The following is a 16,373-nucleotide window of genomic DNA, read 5'->3' as shown; positions in this document are numbered from 1 at the left end:
GGCAGGGCATGGCACGCTTCGACCTCACCGACGATTCGGTCGTCGTCATCGTCGGCTCGGGGGCCGGCGGCGGCACGCTGGGCAACGAGCTGGCCCAGCGCGGCATCAAGACGGTGATCCTGGAGGCCGGCGACCGCTACGAGATCGCCGACTTCGTCAACGACGAGTGGGAGAGCTTCGCCCAGCTCGCCTGGAAGGACGCGCGCACCACCTCGGGGGACTGGCGGGTGGCCCGGGACTTCCCCAACCTGCCGGCCTGGATCGTCAAGGCGGTGGGCGGCACCACGACCCACTGGGCCGGCGCGTCCCTGCGCTTCGAGGACCACGAGTTCCGCACCCGCGACCATTACGGGGACATTCCCGGCGCCAACCTCCTCGACTGGCCGGTGACCCTCGCCGAGCTGGAGCCCTGGTACGCCCGCGCCGAGGACAAGATGGGCGTGACCCGCACCAACGGCCTGCCGGGCCTGCCGGGGAACAACAACTTCAAAGTGCTGCAGGCCGGCGCCACCAAGATCGGCTACACGGAGGTCCATACCGGCCGCATGGCGATCAACAGCGTGCCCCGGGACGACCGGTCCTCGTGCATGCAGATCGGCTTCTGCTTCCAGGGCTGCAAGTCGGGGGCGAAGTGGTCGACCCTCTACACCGAGATCCCCAAGGGCGAGGAGACCGGCTTCCTGGAGGTCCGCCCGAAATCGATGGTGGTCAAGATCGAGCACGACGCCTCCGGCAAGGTCACCGGCGTCGTCTACGCCGACGCGACCGGCGCGATGCAGCGCCAGAAGGCCCGGATCGTGGCGGTGGCGGGCAACTCCATCGAGAGCCCGCGGCTGCTGCTCAACTCGGCCTCGTCGCTGTTCCCGGACGGGCTGGCGAACGCCTCCGGCCAGGTCGGGCGCAACTACATGCGCCACACCACCGGCACGGTCTACGGCATGTTCGAGCGGCCGGTGCACATGTACCGGGGCACCACCATGGCGGGGATCGTGCGCGACGAGGCCCGCCACGACCCGTCCCGGGGTTTTGCGGGCGGCTACGAGCTGGAGACGCTCTCGCTCGGCGTGCCGTTCATGGCGGCGTTCCTCAACCCCGGCGCCTGGGGCCGCGGCTTCACCTCGGTGATGGACGGCTACGCCAACCTCGCCGGGATGTGGATCGTCGGCGAGGACCTGCCCCAGGCCCAGAACCGCATCACCCTCGACCCGACCGTGAAGGACGCGCAGGGCATGCCGGTGGCGAGCGTCCACTACGACGACCACCCCAACGACACGGCGATGCGCGCCCACGCGTTCCGCCAGGGCGCCGCGATCTACGAGGCGGTGGGCGCGACAAGAACCTTCCCGACCCCGCCCTATCCGAGCACGCACAACCTCGGCACCAACCGGATGAGCGCGCGGCCGCAGGACGGCGTGGTCAACGCCTTCGGGCAGACCCACGACGTCAGGAACCTGTTCGTCTCGGACGGCAGCCAGTTCACCACGAGCGCGGCCTGCAACCCGACCCTGACCATCGTGGCGCTGGCGATCCGCCAGGCCGACGCGATGGCCGGGATGATGGGCCGGGGCGAGATCTGACGATGCGCCAGCGCCTCTTCCGGACCTGGTCCCTCGCCCTCCTCGCGGCTTCACTTCCGGGCGCCGCCCTGGCTCAACCCCGCCCCGGCGACGCGCTGCCGCCGGACGTGGCGGCGACGCCCGGGACGGACAACAGCACGGTCGGCAGCACCGGCCGGACCCCGAACGTCGCCTATCCGCAGGCGCCGGTCGCCACCCCCGCCGCCGAGGGCGCCGACCGCGCCCGGCCGCCGACCGAGCGGGAGAAAGAGGAGCAGAAGCTGCGCTGACGCGGCGCGCGGAACAGGCGCCACGGGCGTCCTCCCTCCCCCGCAGAGGGGGGAGGGGGACGGTTCCGGATCGAGCGCGTTCAGGAGATGTCGCGGACAGGCACTCTGCGAGGACGGCGCTGCTTGACCCAGACAGGAGGAGCCCATGTGGACTGACGCACCCCCCATCGCCGCGGCACCCTCGGCCCGGGCCGCTGGCCCCTGGCGGCCGGCCCGCCTCGCCCTCGTCCTGCTGACGGTCGCCGCGCTCCTCGCTGTCGGCGCCGCAATCGTGCGGGCGCCGGCCGCCCCCGTCGATCCCGACCTCGCGCGGGTGATCCGCTTCATGGCGGTGCTCAAGGGCGGGTTCGCGCTCGCGGCGCTGGCGGGCTGCCTCTGGCGCCTCGCCCGGCCGGCCGCACCGTGGCGGACGGCGATCTACGTCGCGGGTCCTCCCGCCATGGCGGCGGGCGCGCTCGCGCTGGGGACGTTCCACAGTCCGGGGTTCGCCGCGGCGGCCCTGCACCTCGGCCTCCTCGCGGTGCTGGCGGCCGCCCTCACCGATCCCGACTTCCTGCCCGACCGGCTCCGCCTCCGGCGCCGCGCGCGCTAGCGCAGGAAACCGGTCACCGCGTCCACGAAGGTCTCGGGCGCCTGCAGCTGCGGGACGTGGGCGCAGTCGGGCAGCATCACGAACCGGGCATCGGGTAGGCCGGCGGCGAGTTCGCGGGCCATGGCGGGCGGGGTCGCCTCGTCGTGCTCGCCGACCAGCACCAGGGCCGGGACCCGCAGCGCGGACAGGCGCCCGCGCAGGTCGAGGCCGGCGAGGGCCGCGCAGGCGGCCTGGAACACCGCCGGGTCGGTGCGCAGGAAGGCGGCGCGGCGCTCCGCCATCAGGTCCGGATGCGCCGCCTGGAAGGCGGGCGCGAACAGGCGCCGCATCGCCGTGTCGGCGATCGCCGGCAGCCCCGTCTCGCCCGCGACCCGCGCCATGGTGCGGAACGCCTCCCGCCCCGGCTCCGAGAAGCAGGCGCCGCAATCCGCGAAGACGAGCCGGTCGAACAGGCCGGGATGGCGCAGGGCGCAGAGCAGCAGCACGAAGCCGCCGTAGCCGTTGCCGAGCCCGGCGACCGGGGCGCCCCCGGTGGCGTCGCGCAGGGCCTGCGCCATTCGGTCGGCCACGGCTTCGAGGCCGCCCGGGGCGGGCGTGGAGCCGCCGAACCCGGGCAGGTCCGGGATCAGGATCCGGAAATCGCGGCCGAGGGCGGGGGCGACCCGGTCGAAGCTCGTCGCGTCGGCGAGCAGCGAGTGCAGCAGCACCAGGGGCGGACCCTCGCCGGAGGCGGTCACCGCCACCTGCCCGTCCGCGAACATCGCCTGCATCCAGACCTCCCCCCGCCGGCGCGATGCCCGGCGACAGACGGCTGTCGCAGTCCGATCAGGCGTCCGCAATTCGGTTGACGTGATATTTCACGAGTGGCAGCATGGATCAACCGGGAGGCGATCCGTGCTGCTCCGTGACAACATCTACGCGGCGATCCGCGCCGACATCCTGGCCTGCACGCTGCGCCCGGGTGCCGAGGTGCGCGAGCAGGAGCTGGCCCAGCGCTACGCCGTCAGCCGCCAGCCGGTCCGCGAGGCGCTGCTGCGCCTGGAGCGCGAGCGCCTCGTGACCGTTCACGCCCGTCAGGGCTATCAGATCAACGCGATCTCGGTCGCCGATGCCCGCGATCTGCTGCGCATGCGCCTCGCCCTGGAGCCGGCCTGCGCGGCGGAGGCCGCCGCCCACGCGCCCCAGGCCGCGCTCGACGCCCTCGACGCCTTCCGCACGGTCGCCGAGGGGGCGGACTTCATCGCGGAGAACCGCGCCTTCCACATCGCGGTGGCGGAGGCTTCGGGCAACCGCCGCATGGCCGCCACCGTCCGCGACCTCGTCGAGCAGGCCGACCGGCTCGTGCGCGTCAGCCTCGAGGCCATCCGCGGGCGCGATCCGGCGCAGCTGGTGGCCGAGCACGCCGGCATCATCGACGCGCTCCAGCGCCGGGACGGACGCGGGGCGCGGCGCCTCGTGCGCGACCACGTCGCCCAGGCGGAGCGCCGCATCCTGACCGCGCTGGAGCGCAGCGCGGTCGTCCTCTGAAACGGCGCCGGCGCGGGCCTCGGGTCGCTCGACCCCGGGCCGGCCGGACGGCGAAGACACGATACGGGAGAGACGCCATGACCCTGCACGCGCCGGCCCCTGCGGTCGAGACGAGGGGCAACTTCATCGACGGCCGCGAGGTCGAGGCCGGGGACGGCACGCTGATCGACGTGCGCAATCCCGCCACCGGCGCGGTGATCGCGCGCATCCCGAACTCGGGCCCGGCCGACGTCGACCGGGCGATGCGCGCGGCCCGGGCCGCCTTCGAGGGCAAGGCATGGGGCGGGATGGACCTGCGCGCCCGGGCCCGGCTGGTGAACCGGCTGGCCGACGCCTTCGAGGCCAACCTCGACACGCTCTACCGGCTGGAGACCACCAACAACGGCCGGCCGGTCAACGAGACCCGGGCCCAGCTCTCCCGGCTGCCGGACTTCTTCCGCTACTTCGCGGGCGTCGCGCTGGCGCGCCGCGACGACGTGATCCCGGTGGAGGGCAACTACCTCAACTACACCCGGCGCACGCCGATCGGGGTCGTGGCCAACTGCACGCCGTTCAACCATCCGCTGATGATCCTGTGCAAGTCGCTGGCGGTGGTGCTCGCCACGGGCTGCACCACGGTGGTCAAGCCCTCCGAGTACACCCCGCTGACGACCCTGAAGCTCGCGCAGATCTTCACCGAGGCCGGCCTGCCGCCGGGCGTGTTCAACATCGTGCTGGGCCTGGGCGCCTCCACCGGCAAGGCGCTCGCCGAGCACCGCGACATCAACAAGCTGGTGCTCACCGGCGGCACCGAGGCCGGCCGGATCGCCGGCGCAGCGGCCGCCAAGGTCTTCGCCCACCAGACCATGGAGCTCGGCGGCAAGACCCCCGTGATGGTGTTCGAGGATTTCGACGTCGAGCGGGCGGTCAACTACGCGGCCTTCGGGGCCTTCATCGGCGCCGGCCAGACCTGCGTCTGCGGCAGCCGCCACCTCGTCCAGGCCTCGATCTACGACGAGTTCGTGGAGCGGCTCGCCGCCAAGACCGCCTCCATCCGCCTCGGCGACCCCTTCGACCCGGCGACCCAGCTCGGGCCGGTGATCTCCGAGCGCCAGCGCGACCGGGTGCTGGCTTACGCCGGCTACGGCCGCGACGCGGGCGCCCGGGCGGTGGCGGGGGGCCGGGCGGCGACGGTGCCGGGCTTCGAGGGCGGCTACTTCGTCGAGCCGACCGTGTTCGCCGACGTCACCGCCGACATGCGCATCTTCCAGGAGGAGGTGTTCGGGCCCTTCACCAGCGTCACCCGCTTCGAGGACGAGGCCGACGCGCTCCGGCTCGCCAACGACTCGCCCTTCGGCCTCGCGGCGGCGGTGCGGACCCGGGACGTCGCCCGCGCCCACCGGGTCGCGCACGCCGTCAAGGCCGGCATCGTCTGGATCAACGACCACCACCGCCTCGATCCGGCCTCGCCCTGGGGCGGGGTCGGCGACAGCGGGCTCGGCCGCGAGTGCGGCATCGAGAGCTTCAACGACCATTTCGACGTGAAGAGCATCATGGTCGCCACCGGAGACGGGCCGTTCGACTGGTACCGCGACACGGCCGGCCAGCGCCGCCTGAACTGACGCACGACGGCGTGGGGGGATCAGAGGTCCGCGCCAGACGGACCCCGTCCACGCCGGTTCCGGACACCGAGGAAGGACACGCCCCATGCCCGAACCCGTGAGCCCGGCGGTCAACGCCGGAGGCCGCCTCGACCGGCTGCCGATCGGCCCGTTCCATCGCCGCGTCATGTGGCTGATCGGGATCGGCATGTTCTTCGACGGGTTCGACATCTACATCGCCGCCACCGTGCTGGGCGCGACCCTCAAGTCCGGCTTCTCGACCCTGCCGATGAACGCGTGGTTCGTCTCGGCGACCTTCGTGGGCATGATGGCCGGCTCGTTCCTCACGGGCTTCTTCGGCGACCGTTACGGGCGGCGCTTCACCTACCAGGCCAACCTGCTGGTCTTCGGCCTCGCCGCCCTCGGCGCGGCCTTCGCGCCGAACATGACGGTCCTGATCGCGCTGCGCTTCATCATGGGCGTCGGCCTCGGGGCCGAGAACGTGGTCGGCTACTCGACCATGACCGAGTTCGTGCCGGCACGCTCCCGCGGGCGCTTCCTCGGCCTGATGGCGGTGTTCGTGGTCACCGGCCTGCCCGCCGCCTCCCTGATCGGCTACCTCGTCATCCCGGCCTTCGGCTGGCGGGCGATGTTTGCCCTCGGCGGCCTCGGGGCGCTCGCCGTCTGGTACGCCCGCAAGAACCTGCCCGAATCGCCGCGCTGGCTCGAGGCGGTGGGGCGCCACGCCGAGGCCGAGGCGCTGATGCGGTCGATCGAGGCGGAGGCCGCCCGCGGCGCGCCGCTGCCCCCCGCCGCCGCGATGGCGCCGGTGCCGCAGCTCGGGCTCGCCGCGCTGTTCCGGCCGCCGCTGCTGTCGCGCCTGCTGCTGGGCTGCCTGTGCCTCGTGGTGATCAACACGCTGCTCTACGGCTTCGTGACCTGGCTGCCGACCTTCTTCATCCGGCAGGGCCTCTCCGTGGCGACCTCCTTCGGCTACGCCCTGCTGATGGGCCTCGGGGCGCCGGTGGGCAGCGCCATCGGGGCGCTCACCGCCGACCGCTGGGGCCGCAAGCCGACGATCATCGGCGCCTCGGCGGCGGCCATCCTGTTCGGGATCCTGTATCCGATGACCCTGGATCCGGTCCTGCTGCCGCTGGTGGGCTTCGGCCTCACCGTGCCGATCTACGTGCTGGTGGCGCTGCTGTTCGGGATCTACATCCCGGAGCTGTTCCCCACCGAGGTGCGGCTCAGGGCGTCGGGCCTGTGCAACACCGCCGGGCGCGGGGCCACCATCGTGACGCCGTTCCTGGTGGTGAGCCTGTTCGAGGCCTACGGCATCGCGGGCGTGACCGGGCTGATGATCGGGCTCCTGGCCCTGCAGATCGTGGCGGTCGCCGTGTTCGGCGTCGAGCCGCGCCGCCAGAGCTTGGAGAGCCTGGAGCCCGCCCTTGCGGCGGGCGGCCCGGTGCCCGAGGGGCGCGGCGCGGTCCCGCGCCCGGTCGCATGAGCAGGCACGCCCGGATGGTCACTGGTCGTCATCGGCGGCGCGATGAACGGCTGCGCGCGTCTTCCTCCTCCTCCGCGGAGGGGGGAGGGGGAAGCCGCGGAGCCGACGGGGGAGGGATACCGATGAGAACGCAGCGCGTTTCAGCCGGAGGCCGGGGATGGGCCTTGGCCGCGGCCCTGCTCGTCGCCGGCCTGTCGCCGTCCGCCGCGCACGGGCCGAACGACCCGCCGCACCGGCTCGAGCGTCTCGGCGACCTGCCGCTGGAGAGCGGCGAGACGATCCGGGATTTCTCGATCTCCTACGTCACGCACGGCCAGCTCAACGCCGACAAATCCAACGCGATCCTGATGGCCACCGCGATCGGCGGCAACCATCACCGGATCGACTTCCTGATCGGTCCCGGCAAGGCCCTCGACACGGACAAGTACTTCATCGTCGCCACCGACGCGATCGGCAACGGGCTGACCACGAGCCCGAGCAACAGCGCGAGCCAGCACGGGACGGCCTTCCCGCACTTCAGCATCCGCGACATGGTGGAGAGCCAGAAGCGGCTGCTGGACCGCCTCGGGATCACCCACCTCGTGGCGGTGGCGGGCGCCTCGATGGGCGGCATGCAGGCGCTGCAATGGGGCGTCAGCCATCCCGACCTCATGGACGGCCTGGTGGCGCTGACCCCGATGGCGCGCACGGCGCCCTGGTCGATCGCCGTCAACGAGGCCACCCGCAAGGCGCTGATGCTCGATCCCGCCTTCAAGGACGGCGCCTACGACCGGCAGCCCGAGCAGGGCTGGCGGCTGCGCGCCGACATCCTGCAGGTGCTGGCCGCCCGGACCCCGGAGGCGCTGCGCGGGATCGCCCCGCAGCCCCTCGACATCCTGCCCTGGATGCGCGCGCAGGAGGAGGCGGTGCTCAAGACAGGCTTCGACGCCAACGACTGGATCGCCCAGACCTGGGCCTACGACCGCCACGACATCGGCCAGACCCCCGGGTTCGGCGGCGATGTCCGGAAGGCGCTCGCCGCCATCAAGGCGCGCACGCTGATCCTCACCGGCGGCACCCTCGACCTGTACAACCCCGTGGAGGAGGCGCGCGAGGCAGGCGCCTTCATCCCGCAGGCCAGCGTGATCGCGGTCCCCTCCGTCCAGGGCCACACGACCGCCACCGCCGCCAAGGCGGCCGACGTCGCCTTCATGAACGCGGCCGTGCGCCCGTTCCTCGACAGCCTTCCCGCGCGGGGGCATTGAGCATCCCGTCCCATCGCCGAGGCCGATCATGATACGCACCGCCCTCCTTCCCGCCGCCCTCGCGGCGCTGCTCGCCGCGCCGGCGGCCGCCGCCGAGCCGCTCCCGCGGATCGCCCCCGAGCAGGCCGGCTTCTCGGCGGAGGGCCTCGCCCGCATCGGCGCCGTGCTCGACTGCGACATCGCCGCCGGCAAGCTGCCGGGGGCGGTGCTGGCGATCGCCCGGGACGGCAAGCTCGTCCACCTCCAGGCCTACGGCTACCGCGACAAGGCGGCCGGCGCGCCGATGACCACGGATGCGCTGTTCAGCATCGCCTCGATGACGAAGCCCATGACCGCGGCGGCCACGCTGGCGCTCGTCGAGCGCGGCGACCTCGTCCTCGACGAGCCGGTCTCGACCTACCTGCCCGGCCGCTTCGCCGAGTCCCAGGTGGCGGTGCTGGACGCCTCCGGGGCGCAGACCGGCACGGTGCCGGCCCAGCGTCCGATCACCACCCGCGACCTGCTCACCCACACGTCGGGCCTCGTCTACGGCGGCCGGGGCACGACGGCGGTCCACAAGCTCTACCCGGCGGGCAGCGTGGCGGCCGCCCGGTCCCTCGACGGGGCGCAGTTCCTCGACAGGCTGTCGGCCGCGCCGCTGCTGAACCAGCCCGGCGCGGTCTGGGACTACGGCTTCGGCCTCGACGTGGCCGGTCTCGTGGTGGAGGCGTTGAACCACCGCGGCCTCGACGCGGTCCTGGCCGACACGCTGTTCGCCCCGCTCGGCATGGTCGATACCGGCTTCGCCGTCCCGGAGGCCAAAGCCGACCGCTACGCCCGGGCGCTGCCCGACGATCCCGTCACCGGCCGGCCCCAGGATCTCGGCTACGACGCGCTCAAGCCCGGCCGGTTCGCCTGCGGCGGCGGCTGCGCGATCTCGACGGCGGGCGATTACCTGCGCTTCGCCGAGATGCTGCGCACCGGTGGCAGCTTCGGCGGCCACCGGGTTCTGAGCCCGGCCATGGCCGGCTACATGCTGTCGAACCAGCTCGGGCCGAACGTGCGCAACCTGATCGGCAACGCCGACCCGACCCGGGCCGATTACGGCTTCGGCCTCGGGCTGGCGGTGCGCACCACGCCGGGGATCGTGCGCCTGCTCGGCTCGGTCGGGGACTTCTCGTGGCCGGGGGCGACGGGCACGAACTGGTGGGTGGATCCCGCCCGGGGCCTGACGGTGGTGTTCATGGCCCACACGCCGGGTCCGATGCGGTGGCACTACCGCTACCTGATCAACGCCCTCGTCTACCAGGCGCTGGAGCGCTGAGGCCGGCCCCGCGCAGGCGCGTGGACGCCCCGGGGCGTTCGGTCGCCGCCGCGGGCTTGCGCGGACTTGGGAGGCGGCCCGGGCCGACGGCCGGACCTGTCCGTCGGCCGAAGGCGGCGTCAGGCCGCCGCGATGCCGCGAAGCAGCTGTCCGGGACTCAGGGATGATCGGGCGGGTCGAAGCCTGTCCCGGCCGGCATTTGCCGGGGCGATCGCCGCCTGTCGGGCCGGGACGTCGTGAGGGCGTGGCCGGAAACCGGCGTCAGCGCAGGGCTATCGCCTGGACGGCATGCGCGGCGACGGCCTGCACGGTGGGCAGATCGTAGGCGTAGACGCGTCCCGCCAGGATCGCGAGGGCCAGCGTCCAGAACACAGCGCCTCCGACCCGCCGGGCCGTGCGGTCGCCGGCATTGTCCGGGCAGGCGCGTGCCACGCCGGCGGCGACGGGCTCGCCGAACGGATCGAAGGCCGTCGCGTGGGTTTCGGGAACGTTGCGCATGCGGTGAATGTCGCGTTCGGCCGGTCGATCCGCAATGGACGCGTCTTCCGAATTTGCGTGCCCGGAGAGATGCTTGTTCTCCCGCCGCAGAGGGCGGCAGCATGTTCTTCTCAAGCTTGCGCGGGATGCCCGGACGGCACGCGGAGAGGGTCGAGACCGATGTGTAAGGGACCGCGCGCACGCGGGCGTCCACGCCCCCGGGTGTCGTGACGTCCCTCCGGGAGCTGCGCCGTCGTTCCGGGGCGCCGGAGGCCCGGTCAGATCCCCCCCGCCGTGGAGACGGACGCGCCCGATCCGTCCGGCGGCCTCCTCCGCGCGCACCCGGCAATCCGCGACGGTCGCCCGGGCCGTGTCGATGGCGACCGAGGCCGCCGACAGGACCGGCGGGTCCGGCTGCCGCTCACGGGTGTAGCGGACCACGTCCATGGCGAGCGCGTCGACCTCGACGGTCAGCGCCTCGATCGCCGCCGGGTCGCGCAGCGCCCGGGCCTGGCCGGCGATCTCCAGGAGCCGGTCGATGATCTCGTCGATCCGCTCCCGGCGCAGGCTCGTCAGCCGCTGCCGGATCCAGGCCAGCACCGAGACGAGGCCGCCCGCCAGCGCGCCGAAGAGATAGAGCGTGTCGCCGTAGCGCTCGATGAAGCCGTGCTGCTCGCGCTCGTAATAGTCGATCGCACCGGGATGGATCGGAATGCGCGCGCTCGTGGCCGCCACGGTGGTGTCGTAGGCCGGGGCCTGGACGTACTCGGCGGCGGCGGTGGCCTGGGCGGCGGCGGTGCGCTTCTCGAAGAGCTGCTGCGTCACGTCGGCCACCACCACGCGGCTCAGGGAGGCCCGGGCCATCAGGCGGTAGGAGGTGCCCACCGTCTTCACGTCGTCGGCCGGCAGCTTCGGGCGGCCGCCGAACAGGCCCCCCGGAATGGTCACCGCCTGGAGCCGCGGGAAGCGCTCGATCACGGCGTCGTCGTCGTCCACGGCGACGAACTCCACCTTGCCGCCGCGGGCGACCCCCTGCACGGCCCCCACCAGGGCGAGCGCCTTCGGCGCCGAGGGCGCGATGATGCTGACGAAAGCGTCGATCCGCCTCTCGCGGAAGGCGCCCGTCATCGCCTCCTGGTCGACCGGCACCAGCAGGACCGCGGAGTCCCGCGCGGGGCCGGCCGCCTCCTCCAGGGTGAGGCCGTAATAGCCGAGGATGTTGCGCAGCAGCCAGAGGTCGGCGTCCCGGTGGGCGGCGATGCCGAGGCGCTTGCCGGCGAGCTTCGGGAAGCTCTTGATCCCGGCCTGTTCCGGCGAGGCGATGATCATCGCCTGATCGCGTAGGATCGCCAGGGTCAGCCCGTTGGTGGGCAGGAGCACGTCGGGGCGGACCACCGCGAGGTCGGCCCGCCCGTCCTGCAGGGCGGCGGCGCTCTCGCGCACGTCGTCGAAGGACAGGATCTTCAGGCGGACGCTCCCGTGGCCGGCGTCCAGCGCGTCGGCATAGGCCTTGATCAGCCCCGGCTCGGTGCCGTCCCGGGGGGCGACCGCGATGGTCAGGACCGTCGCCTGCAGCAGGTACCACGCCGCGACCCCGCCCGCGCCCAGGAGTGCGGCCCCGCCCAGGAGCAGGGCCTCGCGGCGCAGCAGCCAGGCGGGGAGGGACCACATCGCGCCGGCCGCTCAGAACAGCGAGATCAGGACGATGCCGGCCACCATCACGGCGGCGCCGATCAGGCGCGGCGGGCCGGCCTTGACCTGCTTCATGCCGAACCAGCCGAAATGGTCCAGCGCCACCGAGGTCAGGAGGTTGGCGGTGATCAGGAGGCCGTTGAAGGCGCCGGCCCCGACCTTGTCGACGAACAGCAGCCCGGCGAACACCGCCACCGCCCCGGTGATGCCGGCGAGCGGCATCCACCAGCGGACGCCCGCAACATCCGCCCGGCTCGGCAGCGGCGCGGGGCGCAGCAGGAACACCAGGGCGAACACGAACACGACCGGGATGAACGACACCGTGGCGGCGAGCCAGGGATTCTCCAGGGCGCCGCGCAGCTGCGCGTTCCACACGACGCCGATCGCCATGAGGGCGCCGGCCACGAGGATGAACGGGTAGAGCAATGTGCCCGACATGCCGTGGCCGTCGCCGCCGTCGTTCTTGCCGCCGGAGCGGGCGATGAAGGTCACGCCCACCGCCATCAGCAGGCCGCCGAGCCAGGCCATCGGCTTGAACCCGGAGGCCTGCAGGCCGAACAGGCCGAGCCCGTCCATCGCCAGGGAGGTGAGGATGTTGGCGGTGAGCGTCAGGCCGTTGAACGGTCCCGCGCCGACCTTGTCGATGAAGGCGAGGCCGCCGAACACCGCCACCGCGCCGGCCACGCCCCCGAGCGGCGCGTACCAGGGCATCTTGCTCAGAGACGCGAGGTTGGGCAGCGGGGTCGGCATCGTGAAGAACAGCGTCGCGAACACGAAGACGATCGGCAGGAACGACACGGTCGCGGCGAGCCACGGATTGACCAGCCGCCCGCGCAGCTGCGCGTTCATCGCGTTGCCGATCGCCTGCAGCGCGCCGGCCACGAGGATGAAGGGATAGAGGAGAGCGGCTGTCACGCGGGTGGACCTCGCAGGGACGGGGAGGGGGTCAGACGAGGAGCAGGCCGGCGAGCGCCAGCACCAGGGCCGGCGGCATCACCAGCAGGCCGAGCTTGAGGAAGGTCCAGGCGCCGACATCCTGGCCCTCGCGGCGGATGGCGGTGAGCCACAGGATCGTGGCGAGCGAGCCGGTGACCGACAGGTTCGGGCCGAGATCGACGCCGACCAGGATCGCGCCCGCCACCTTCTCGGACACGTCGGCCGCATGGACGGCGGCCCCCGCGATCAGGCCCGCCGGCAGGTTGTTGACGAGGTTGCACAGCACCGCGATCAGGGCGCCCGCGCCCCAGGCGGTCTCCGTCGGGGCGGCGTGGGCGTAGCCCTTGAGGAGGTTCGCCAGCATGGCGAGCACGCCGGTCTTCTCCAGGGCCTCCACCAGCACGAACAGGCCGGCCACCAGCGGCAGCACGCTCCACGACACGTCCTTGGCGACCTCGACGAGGCCGCCGCGCTTGAGCAGCAGCACCACGAGGGTGGTGGCGAGCCCGGCCACGAAGGTCGGCAGGCCGAGGTCGAGCCCCAGCGCCGAGGCCGCGATCAGCACGCCGCCGGTGGCCACGATGCCGAGGCCGGCGACGAGGCCGGTGCGGGACAGCGTCACGGCCTCCACGTCGGTCGCCACGCTCTGGTCGCGGAGCGTCTTCGCCTGGGTCAGGCGCAGCACCGCGTAGGTGGTGACGACGGCCAGCACCGAGGGCAGCGCGAACAGGGCGAGCCAGCGCATGAGCGGCGGCATGTGCTCGGCGAAGACCACGAGGTTGGCGGGGTTCGAGATCGGCAGCACGAAGCTCGCCGCGTTGGCGATGAAGGCGCAGATGAACAGGTAGGGGAGGGGGTTCTCCACCTTGGCGGCCTTGGTGGCCGCGTAGACGGCGGGGGTGAGCACCACCGCGCAGGCGTCGTTCGACAGGAACACCGTGACGACGGTGCCCACGAGATAGACCAGGGTGAACAGCCGCGCCGCCGAGCCCTTGGCGGCGCGCACGGCGATCGAGGCCAGCCAGTCGAACAGGCCCTCCTTCCGGGCCACCTCCGACATCAGCATCATGCCGACGAGGAACAGGTAGACGTCGGTCCCCTTGAGCACGCCCGCCCAGGCGGTGGCGGGGGCGAGCAGCCCGAGGGCGACCAGCGCGCCGGCGCCCAGTACGGCCCAGATCGCCTCCGGCCACGAGAACGGCCGCAGGATGACGCCGAGCGTCGCGAGGGCCGCGATCGCCCAGGTGGCGAGATTGGGGGTCAGCGTCAGCGCGCCCATCGGGTCCGGTGTTCCTCTGGTGTGTGTGTGGGTCGGGCGCCGGCTACCAGTCCCGGCCGACGCGGTTGGGTCCGAGCTGGTCGCCGCGGATGCCCTTCTCCGGCCAGGCCGGCAACCGGAACGCGTCGCTGCCGGGGCGGTCCGGGGCGGGCGGCGGCGTGAAGCCGGGCGCGACCGGCTCGATCGTGTCGGTATCGGCGTTCGCCTTCCCGGTGCGGGGATTGCGCGTGCCGTCCGTCACCGTCACCGAGAGGCGGCGCGACCCGTCCGGCCACGGGATCCGCGCCTCGACCACGCGCGGGCCGGCCGGCACCATCGGGTACGCCGGCCCGTGGTCGACCCGGGCGTGGCAGCACCAGTCCGCCTGGGGGGCGTTCGACAGCACGAGGGCCCGCACGGTGATCTCCGGGCCCGCGCCGTCGCGGGGCGCCGTGGCGAGGCGCCGGTCGGCGGGGCTCGTGATCATCGTGAACGGCAGGGGCCGGTCGAGGGCCTTGAAGCACCAACTCGTGACCGCGCCGTCGATCGCCGCGACCGCGTAGCCCACCGAGCCGTCCTCGTTCTGCCCCACCGAGCGGGCCGAGGCGTAGAGCGTGCGCCCGTCATGGGCGAGTTCGTTGTAGTGGGTGTGCCCCATCTCGACGAGGCGGACGGCGTGGCCCCGGATCAGGCCGGCCAGCGCCGCCTTCTCCTCGTGGCCCCGCAGATCGTCCGGATAGGTGTGGATGAAGACCGCGCAGGGCAGGCCCTGCCGGGCGGCCTCCGCGAGTTCGCCCTCGAACCACGCGAGCTGGAAGGGTCCGAGCCGGAAGTCGAGCCCGAACCCCTTCCGGCCGTAGCCGGGGCTGACCATGTCGAGGAACAGGCAGCGCACCCCCGCGATCGTCTCGGCGAAGTAGTAGTGGGCGATCCGGGTCGGCTGGTCGGGCCGGGGCAGGTCGTGGTGCCGTGCCGCGTGCCCGCCGCCCCGCGCACCCTGCGCCACCTGGGCGAACAGCGCGTCGAACGCCGCCATCGAGCCGTGCTGGCGGTCGTGGTCGCCGGGGATCAGGCGGACCGGGAGCTCCGGATGCGCCGCCAGGGCCTCCGTCAGGATCGCGTACTGCGCCGGCAGCCCGTCCTCGGCGAGGTCGCCCGGCAGATAGGCGAAGTCGAGGAGGCCGCGCCGGTGGAGGCCGTCGACCTCGTGGAGGATCGCCCGCAGGTCCTCGGCATTGCGGTCGCCCGCGCATTCCAGGTGCAGGTCGCCGATATGCGCGAAGGCGAACACGTCGTGGGTCCCGCTCATGGGGCGCCTGCGCGGCGGGCCGTCGCCCCCGGTCCCATCCCCCCGCATGTCCCGTCCGCCATCGTGCACTCCGGATGGGCCCCGACCCTCGACCGCGACGGTCGTGACCGGCCCGACGCCTCGGATGCGGCCGAGTTCCGGCATCGGGCCCGAGCGTGGCGGCAGGGAGAACCTAATTTTTCGTGATCGCCCTCGGGTCGCCGGACAGCTCCCACAAAGTGTCGTGAAATCGGACGCCCTGTGTCTGCTTGGTTGACACATCCCCGGCATTCGGGAGGACCGGGCCCGGCCGGTGGATGCTTGCTCCGGCGCAATGAGGATTGCCGCTTCTGAGCACAGGCCCAGCCCTGGCGAGGGCGGCGGAATCCGGCCGGTGTGCCGTATGGCGCGCCCTGCCGAGCGACCCAGTCCGTCCGGTGCGCCTCCTGCCGGAGAGGCTGCGGCTCGCCGGGCCGCCCCCTGCAATCCGTCGCCAGGGGCTGACCTGCGGCAGGGTTAATGTTTCCCGTGAAACATCGGCCGTGCCGTCGTCCCCCGCTCTGGCCGGGCGCTCGCCGGCGCCTCAGCCGAACAGGGTCCGCGCCACAACCAGCGGGTCGATCGGCTTCTGGCAGAGGGCCACGGCCCCGTGGGGTGGCGGGACGGAGGCGGGGTCATAGCCGGTGGCGAACAGGAACGGCACGCCCCGCGCGTGCAATGCGTCGGCCACCGGGTAGACGAGCTCGTCCTGCAGGTTGATGTCCAGCACCGCCGCGTCGATCCCGCTGGTGCGGGCGATCAGGGCCAGCGCCTCGTGGACGCTGGGCACCGGGCCCAGGACCTCCGCCCCGCCCTCCTCGAACCAGGTCTTGAGATCGACGGCGATGAAGTAGTCGTCCTCGACCAGCAGGATCCGCCTGCCGGTGAGCGCCTGTCCGGGCTGCATCATGCGCTGCTCCCTGTGGCATCGCGGTCGGGGAGGGGGATGTTGATGGCGCAATGGAGCGCGGTGTCGCTCAGCTCATAGCGGGTCTTCGCCTTCAGGGCATACGGCAAGGCCCGCTCGATGAGTTCGCGCCCGTAGCCGCTGCGCGTCGCCGGGCCCTGGATCCCCCCGGGGCCG

General features: G+C 72.9%; 13 protein-coding genes and 2 pseudogenes. 8 read left to right on the top strand and 7 right to left on the bottom strand.

Annotated features, from left to right (window positions below):
• The first annotated feature begins 8 nt into the window (after positions 1 to 8).
• From MKL01_RS00535 to MKL01_RS00525, 3 genes are all read left to right on the top strand, one after another.
• Positions 9 to 1,577 carry a GMC family oxidoreductase gene (locus tag MKL01_RS00535; protein WP_243903292.1) on the top strand — a complete coding sequence of 523 codons (1,569 nt, stop codon included), beginning with the start codon at positions 9 to 11 and terminating at the stop codon, positions 1,575 to 1,577.
• Between the two features lie 2 nt (positions 1,578 to 1,579).
• Positions 1,580 to 1,846, top strand: coding sequence for a hypothetical protein (locus MKL01_RS00530; RefSeq protein ID WP_243903291.1), 267 nt, complete (start codon positions 1,580 to 1,582; stop codon positions 1,844 to 1,846).
• A gap of 145 nt (positions 1,847 to 1,991) precedes the next feature.
• Positions 1,992 to 2,438 carry a hypothetical protein gene (locus MKL01_RS00525; protein WP_243903290.1) on the top strand — a complete coding sequence of 149 codons (447 nt, stop codon included), beginning with the start codon at positions 1,992 to 1,994 and terminating at the stop codon, positions 2,436 to 2,438.
• Here MKL01_RS00525 and MKL01_RS00520 read toward each other — a convergent pair.
• On the bottom strand, positions 2,435 to 3,208 hold the full coding sequence (locus MKL01_RS00520; RefSeq protein ID WP_243903289.1) for an alpha/beta fold hydrolase: 774 nt from the start codon (positions 3,206 to 3,208) through the stop codon (positions 2,435 to 2,437). The two genes, MKL01_RS00525 and MKL01_RS00520, sit on opposite strands and share 4 nt — an antisense overlap.
• Positions 3,209 to 3,332: 124 nt before the next feature.
• Here MKL01_RS00520 and MKL01_RS00515 point away from each other — a divergent pair, with 124 nt between their 5' ends.
• From MKL01_RS00515 to MKL01_RS00495, 5 genes are all read left to right on the top strand, one after another.
• A complete protein-coding gene (locus MKL01_RS00515) occupies positions 3,333 to 3,965 on the top strand; it encodes a GntR family transcriptional regulator (RefSeq protein WP_243903288.1) in 633 nt (210 codons plus the stop codon).
• A 77-nt stretch (positions 3,966 to 4,042) separates the two neighbouring features.
• Positions 4,043 to 5,566: an aldehyde dehydrogenase gene (locus MKL01_RS00510; protein WP_243903287.1), complete on the top strand. Its 1,524-nt coding sequence runs from the start codon at positions 4,043 to 4,045 to the stop codon at positions 5,564 to 5,566.
• A gap of 85 nt (positions 5,567 to 5,651) precedes the next feature.
• Positions 5,652 to 7,052: an MFS transporter gene (locus MKL01_RS00505; protein WP_243903286.1), complete on the top strand. Its 1,401-nt coding sequence runs from the start codon at positions 5,652 to 5,654 to the stop codon at positions 7,050 to 7,052.
• A gap of 164 nt (positions 7,053 to 7,216) precedes the next feature.
• Positions 7,217 to 8,296 carry an alpha/beta fold hydrolase gene (locus MKL01_RS00500; protein ID WP_243903285.1) on the top strand — a complete coding sequence of 360 codons (1,080 nt, stop codon included), beginning with the start codon at positions 7,217 to 7,219 and terminating at the stop codon, positions 8,294 to 8,296.
• A gap of 28 nt (positions 8,297 to 8,324) precedes the next feature.
• Complete coding sequence (locus MKL01_RS00495) at positions 8,325 to 9,599, top strand: serine hydrolase domain-containing protein (RefSeq protein ID WP_243903284.1); 1,275 nt, start codon at positions 8,325 to 8,327, stop codon at positions 9,597 to 9,599.
• Positions 9,600 to 10,364: 765 nt separating this feature from the next.
• Here MKL01_RS00495 and MKL01_RS00490 read toward each other — a convergent pair.
• The 6 genes and pseudogenes from MKL01_RS00490 to MKL01_RS00465 form a co-directional block, all read right to left on the bottom strand.
• A pseudogene (locus tag MKL01_RS00490) lies at positions 10,365 to 11,747 on the bottom strand (TAXI family TRAP transporter solute-binding subunit); the annotation flags it as partial.
• Positions 11,748 to 11,759: 12 nt separating this feature from the next.
• Entirely contained in the window at positions 11,760 to 12,683 is a 924-nt protein-coding gene (locus MKL01_RS00485; protein ID WP_243903282.1) for a DMT family transporter, read from the bottom strand.
• Positions 12,684 to 12,714: 31 nt separating this feature from the next.
• Entirely contained in the window at positions 12,715 to 13,983 is a 1,269-nt protein-coding gene (locus MKL01_RS00480) for an arsenic transporter (protein ID WP_243903281.1), read from the bottom strand.
• Between the two features lie 43 nt (positions 13,984 to 14,026).
• Positions 14,027 to 15,271: a metallophosphoesterase family protein gene (locus MKL01_RS00475; RefSeq protein WP_243903280.1), complete on the bottom strand. Its 1,245-nt coding sequence runs from the start codon at positions 15,269 to 15,271 to the stop codon at positions 14,027 to 14,029.
• A gap of 562 nt (positions 15,272 to 15,833) precedes the next feature.
• A complete protein-coding gene (locus tag MKL01_RS00470; RefSeq protein WP_243903279.1) occupies positions 15,834 to 16,199 on the bottom strand; it encodes a response regulator in 366 nt (121 codons plus the stop codon).
• Positions 16,196 to 16,373, bottom strand: a pseudogene (locus MKL01_RS00465) (histidine kinase); the annotation flags it as partial. The pseudogene MKL01_RS00465 and the gene MKL01_RS00470, both read right to left, overlap by 4 nt.

This window comes from Methylobacterium sp. J-070, assembly GCF_022829385.1.
GTDB lineage: Bacteria > Pseudomonadota > Alphaproteobacteria > Rhizobiales > Beijerinckiaceae > Methylobacterium.
This window is presented reverse-complemented; position numbering and strand designations above follow the sequence as displayed.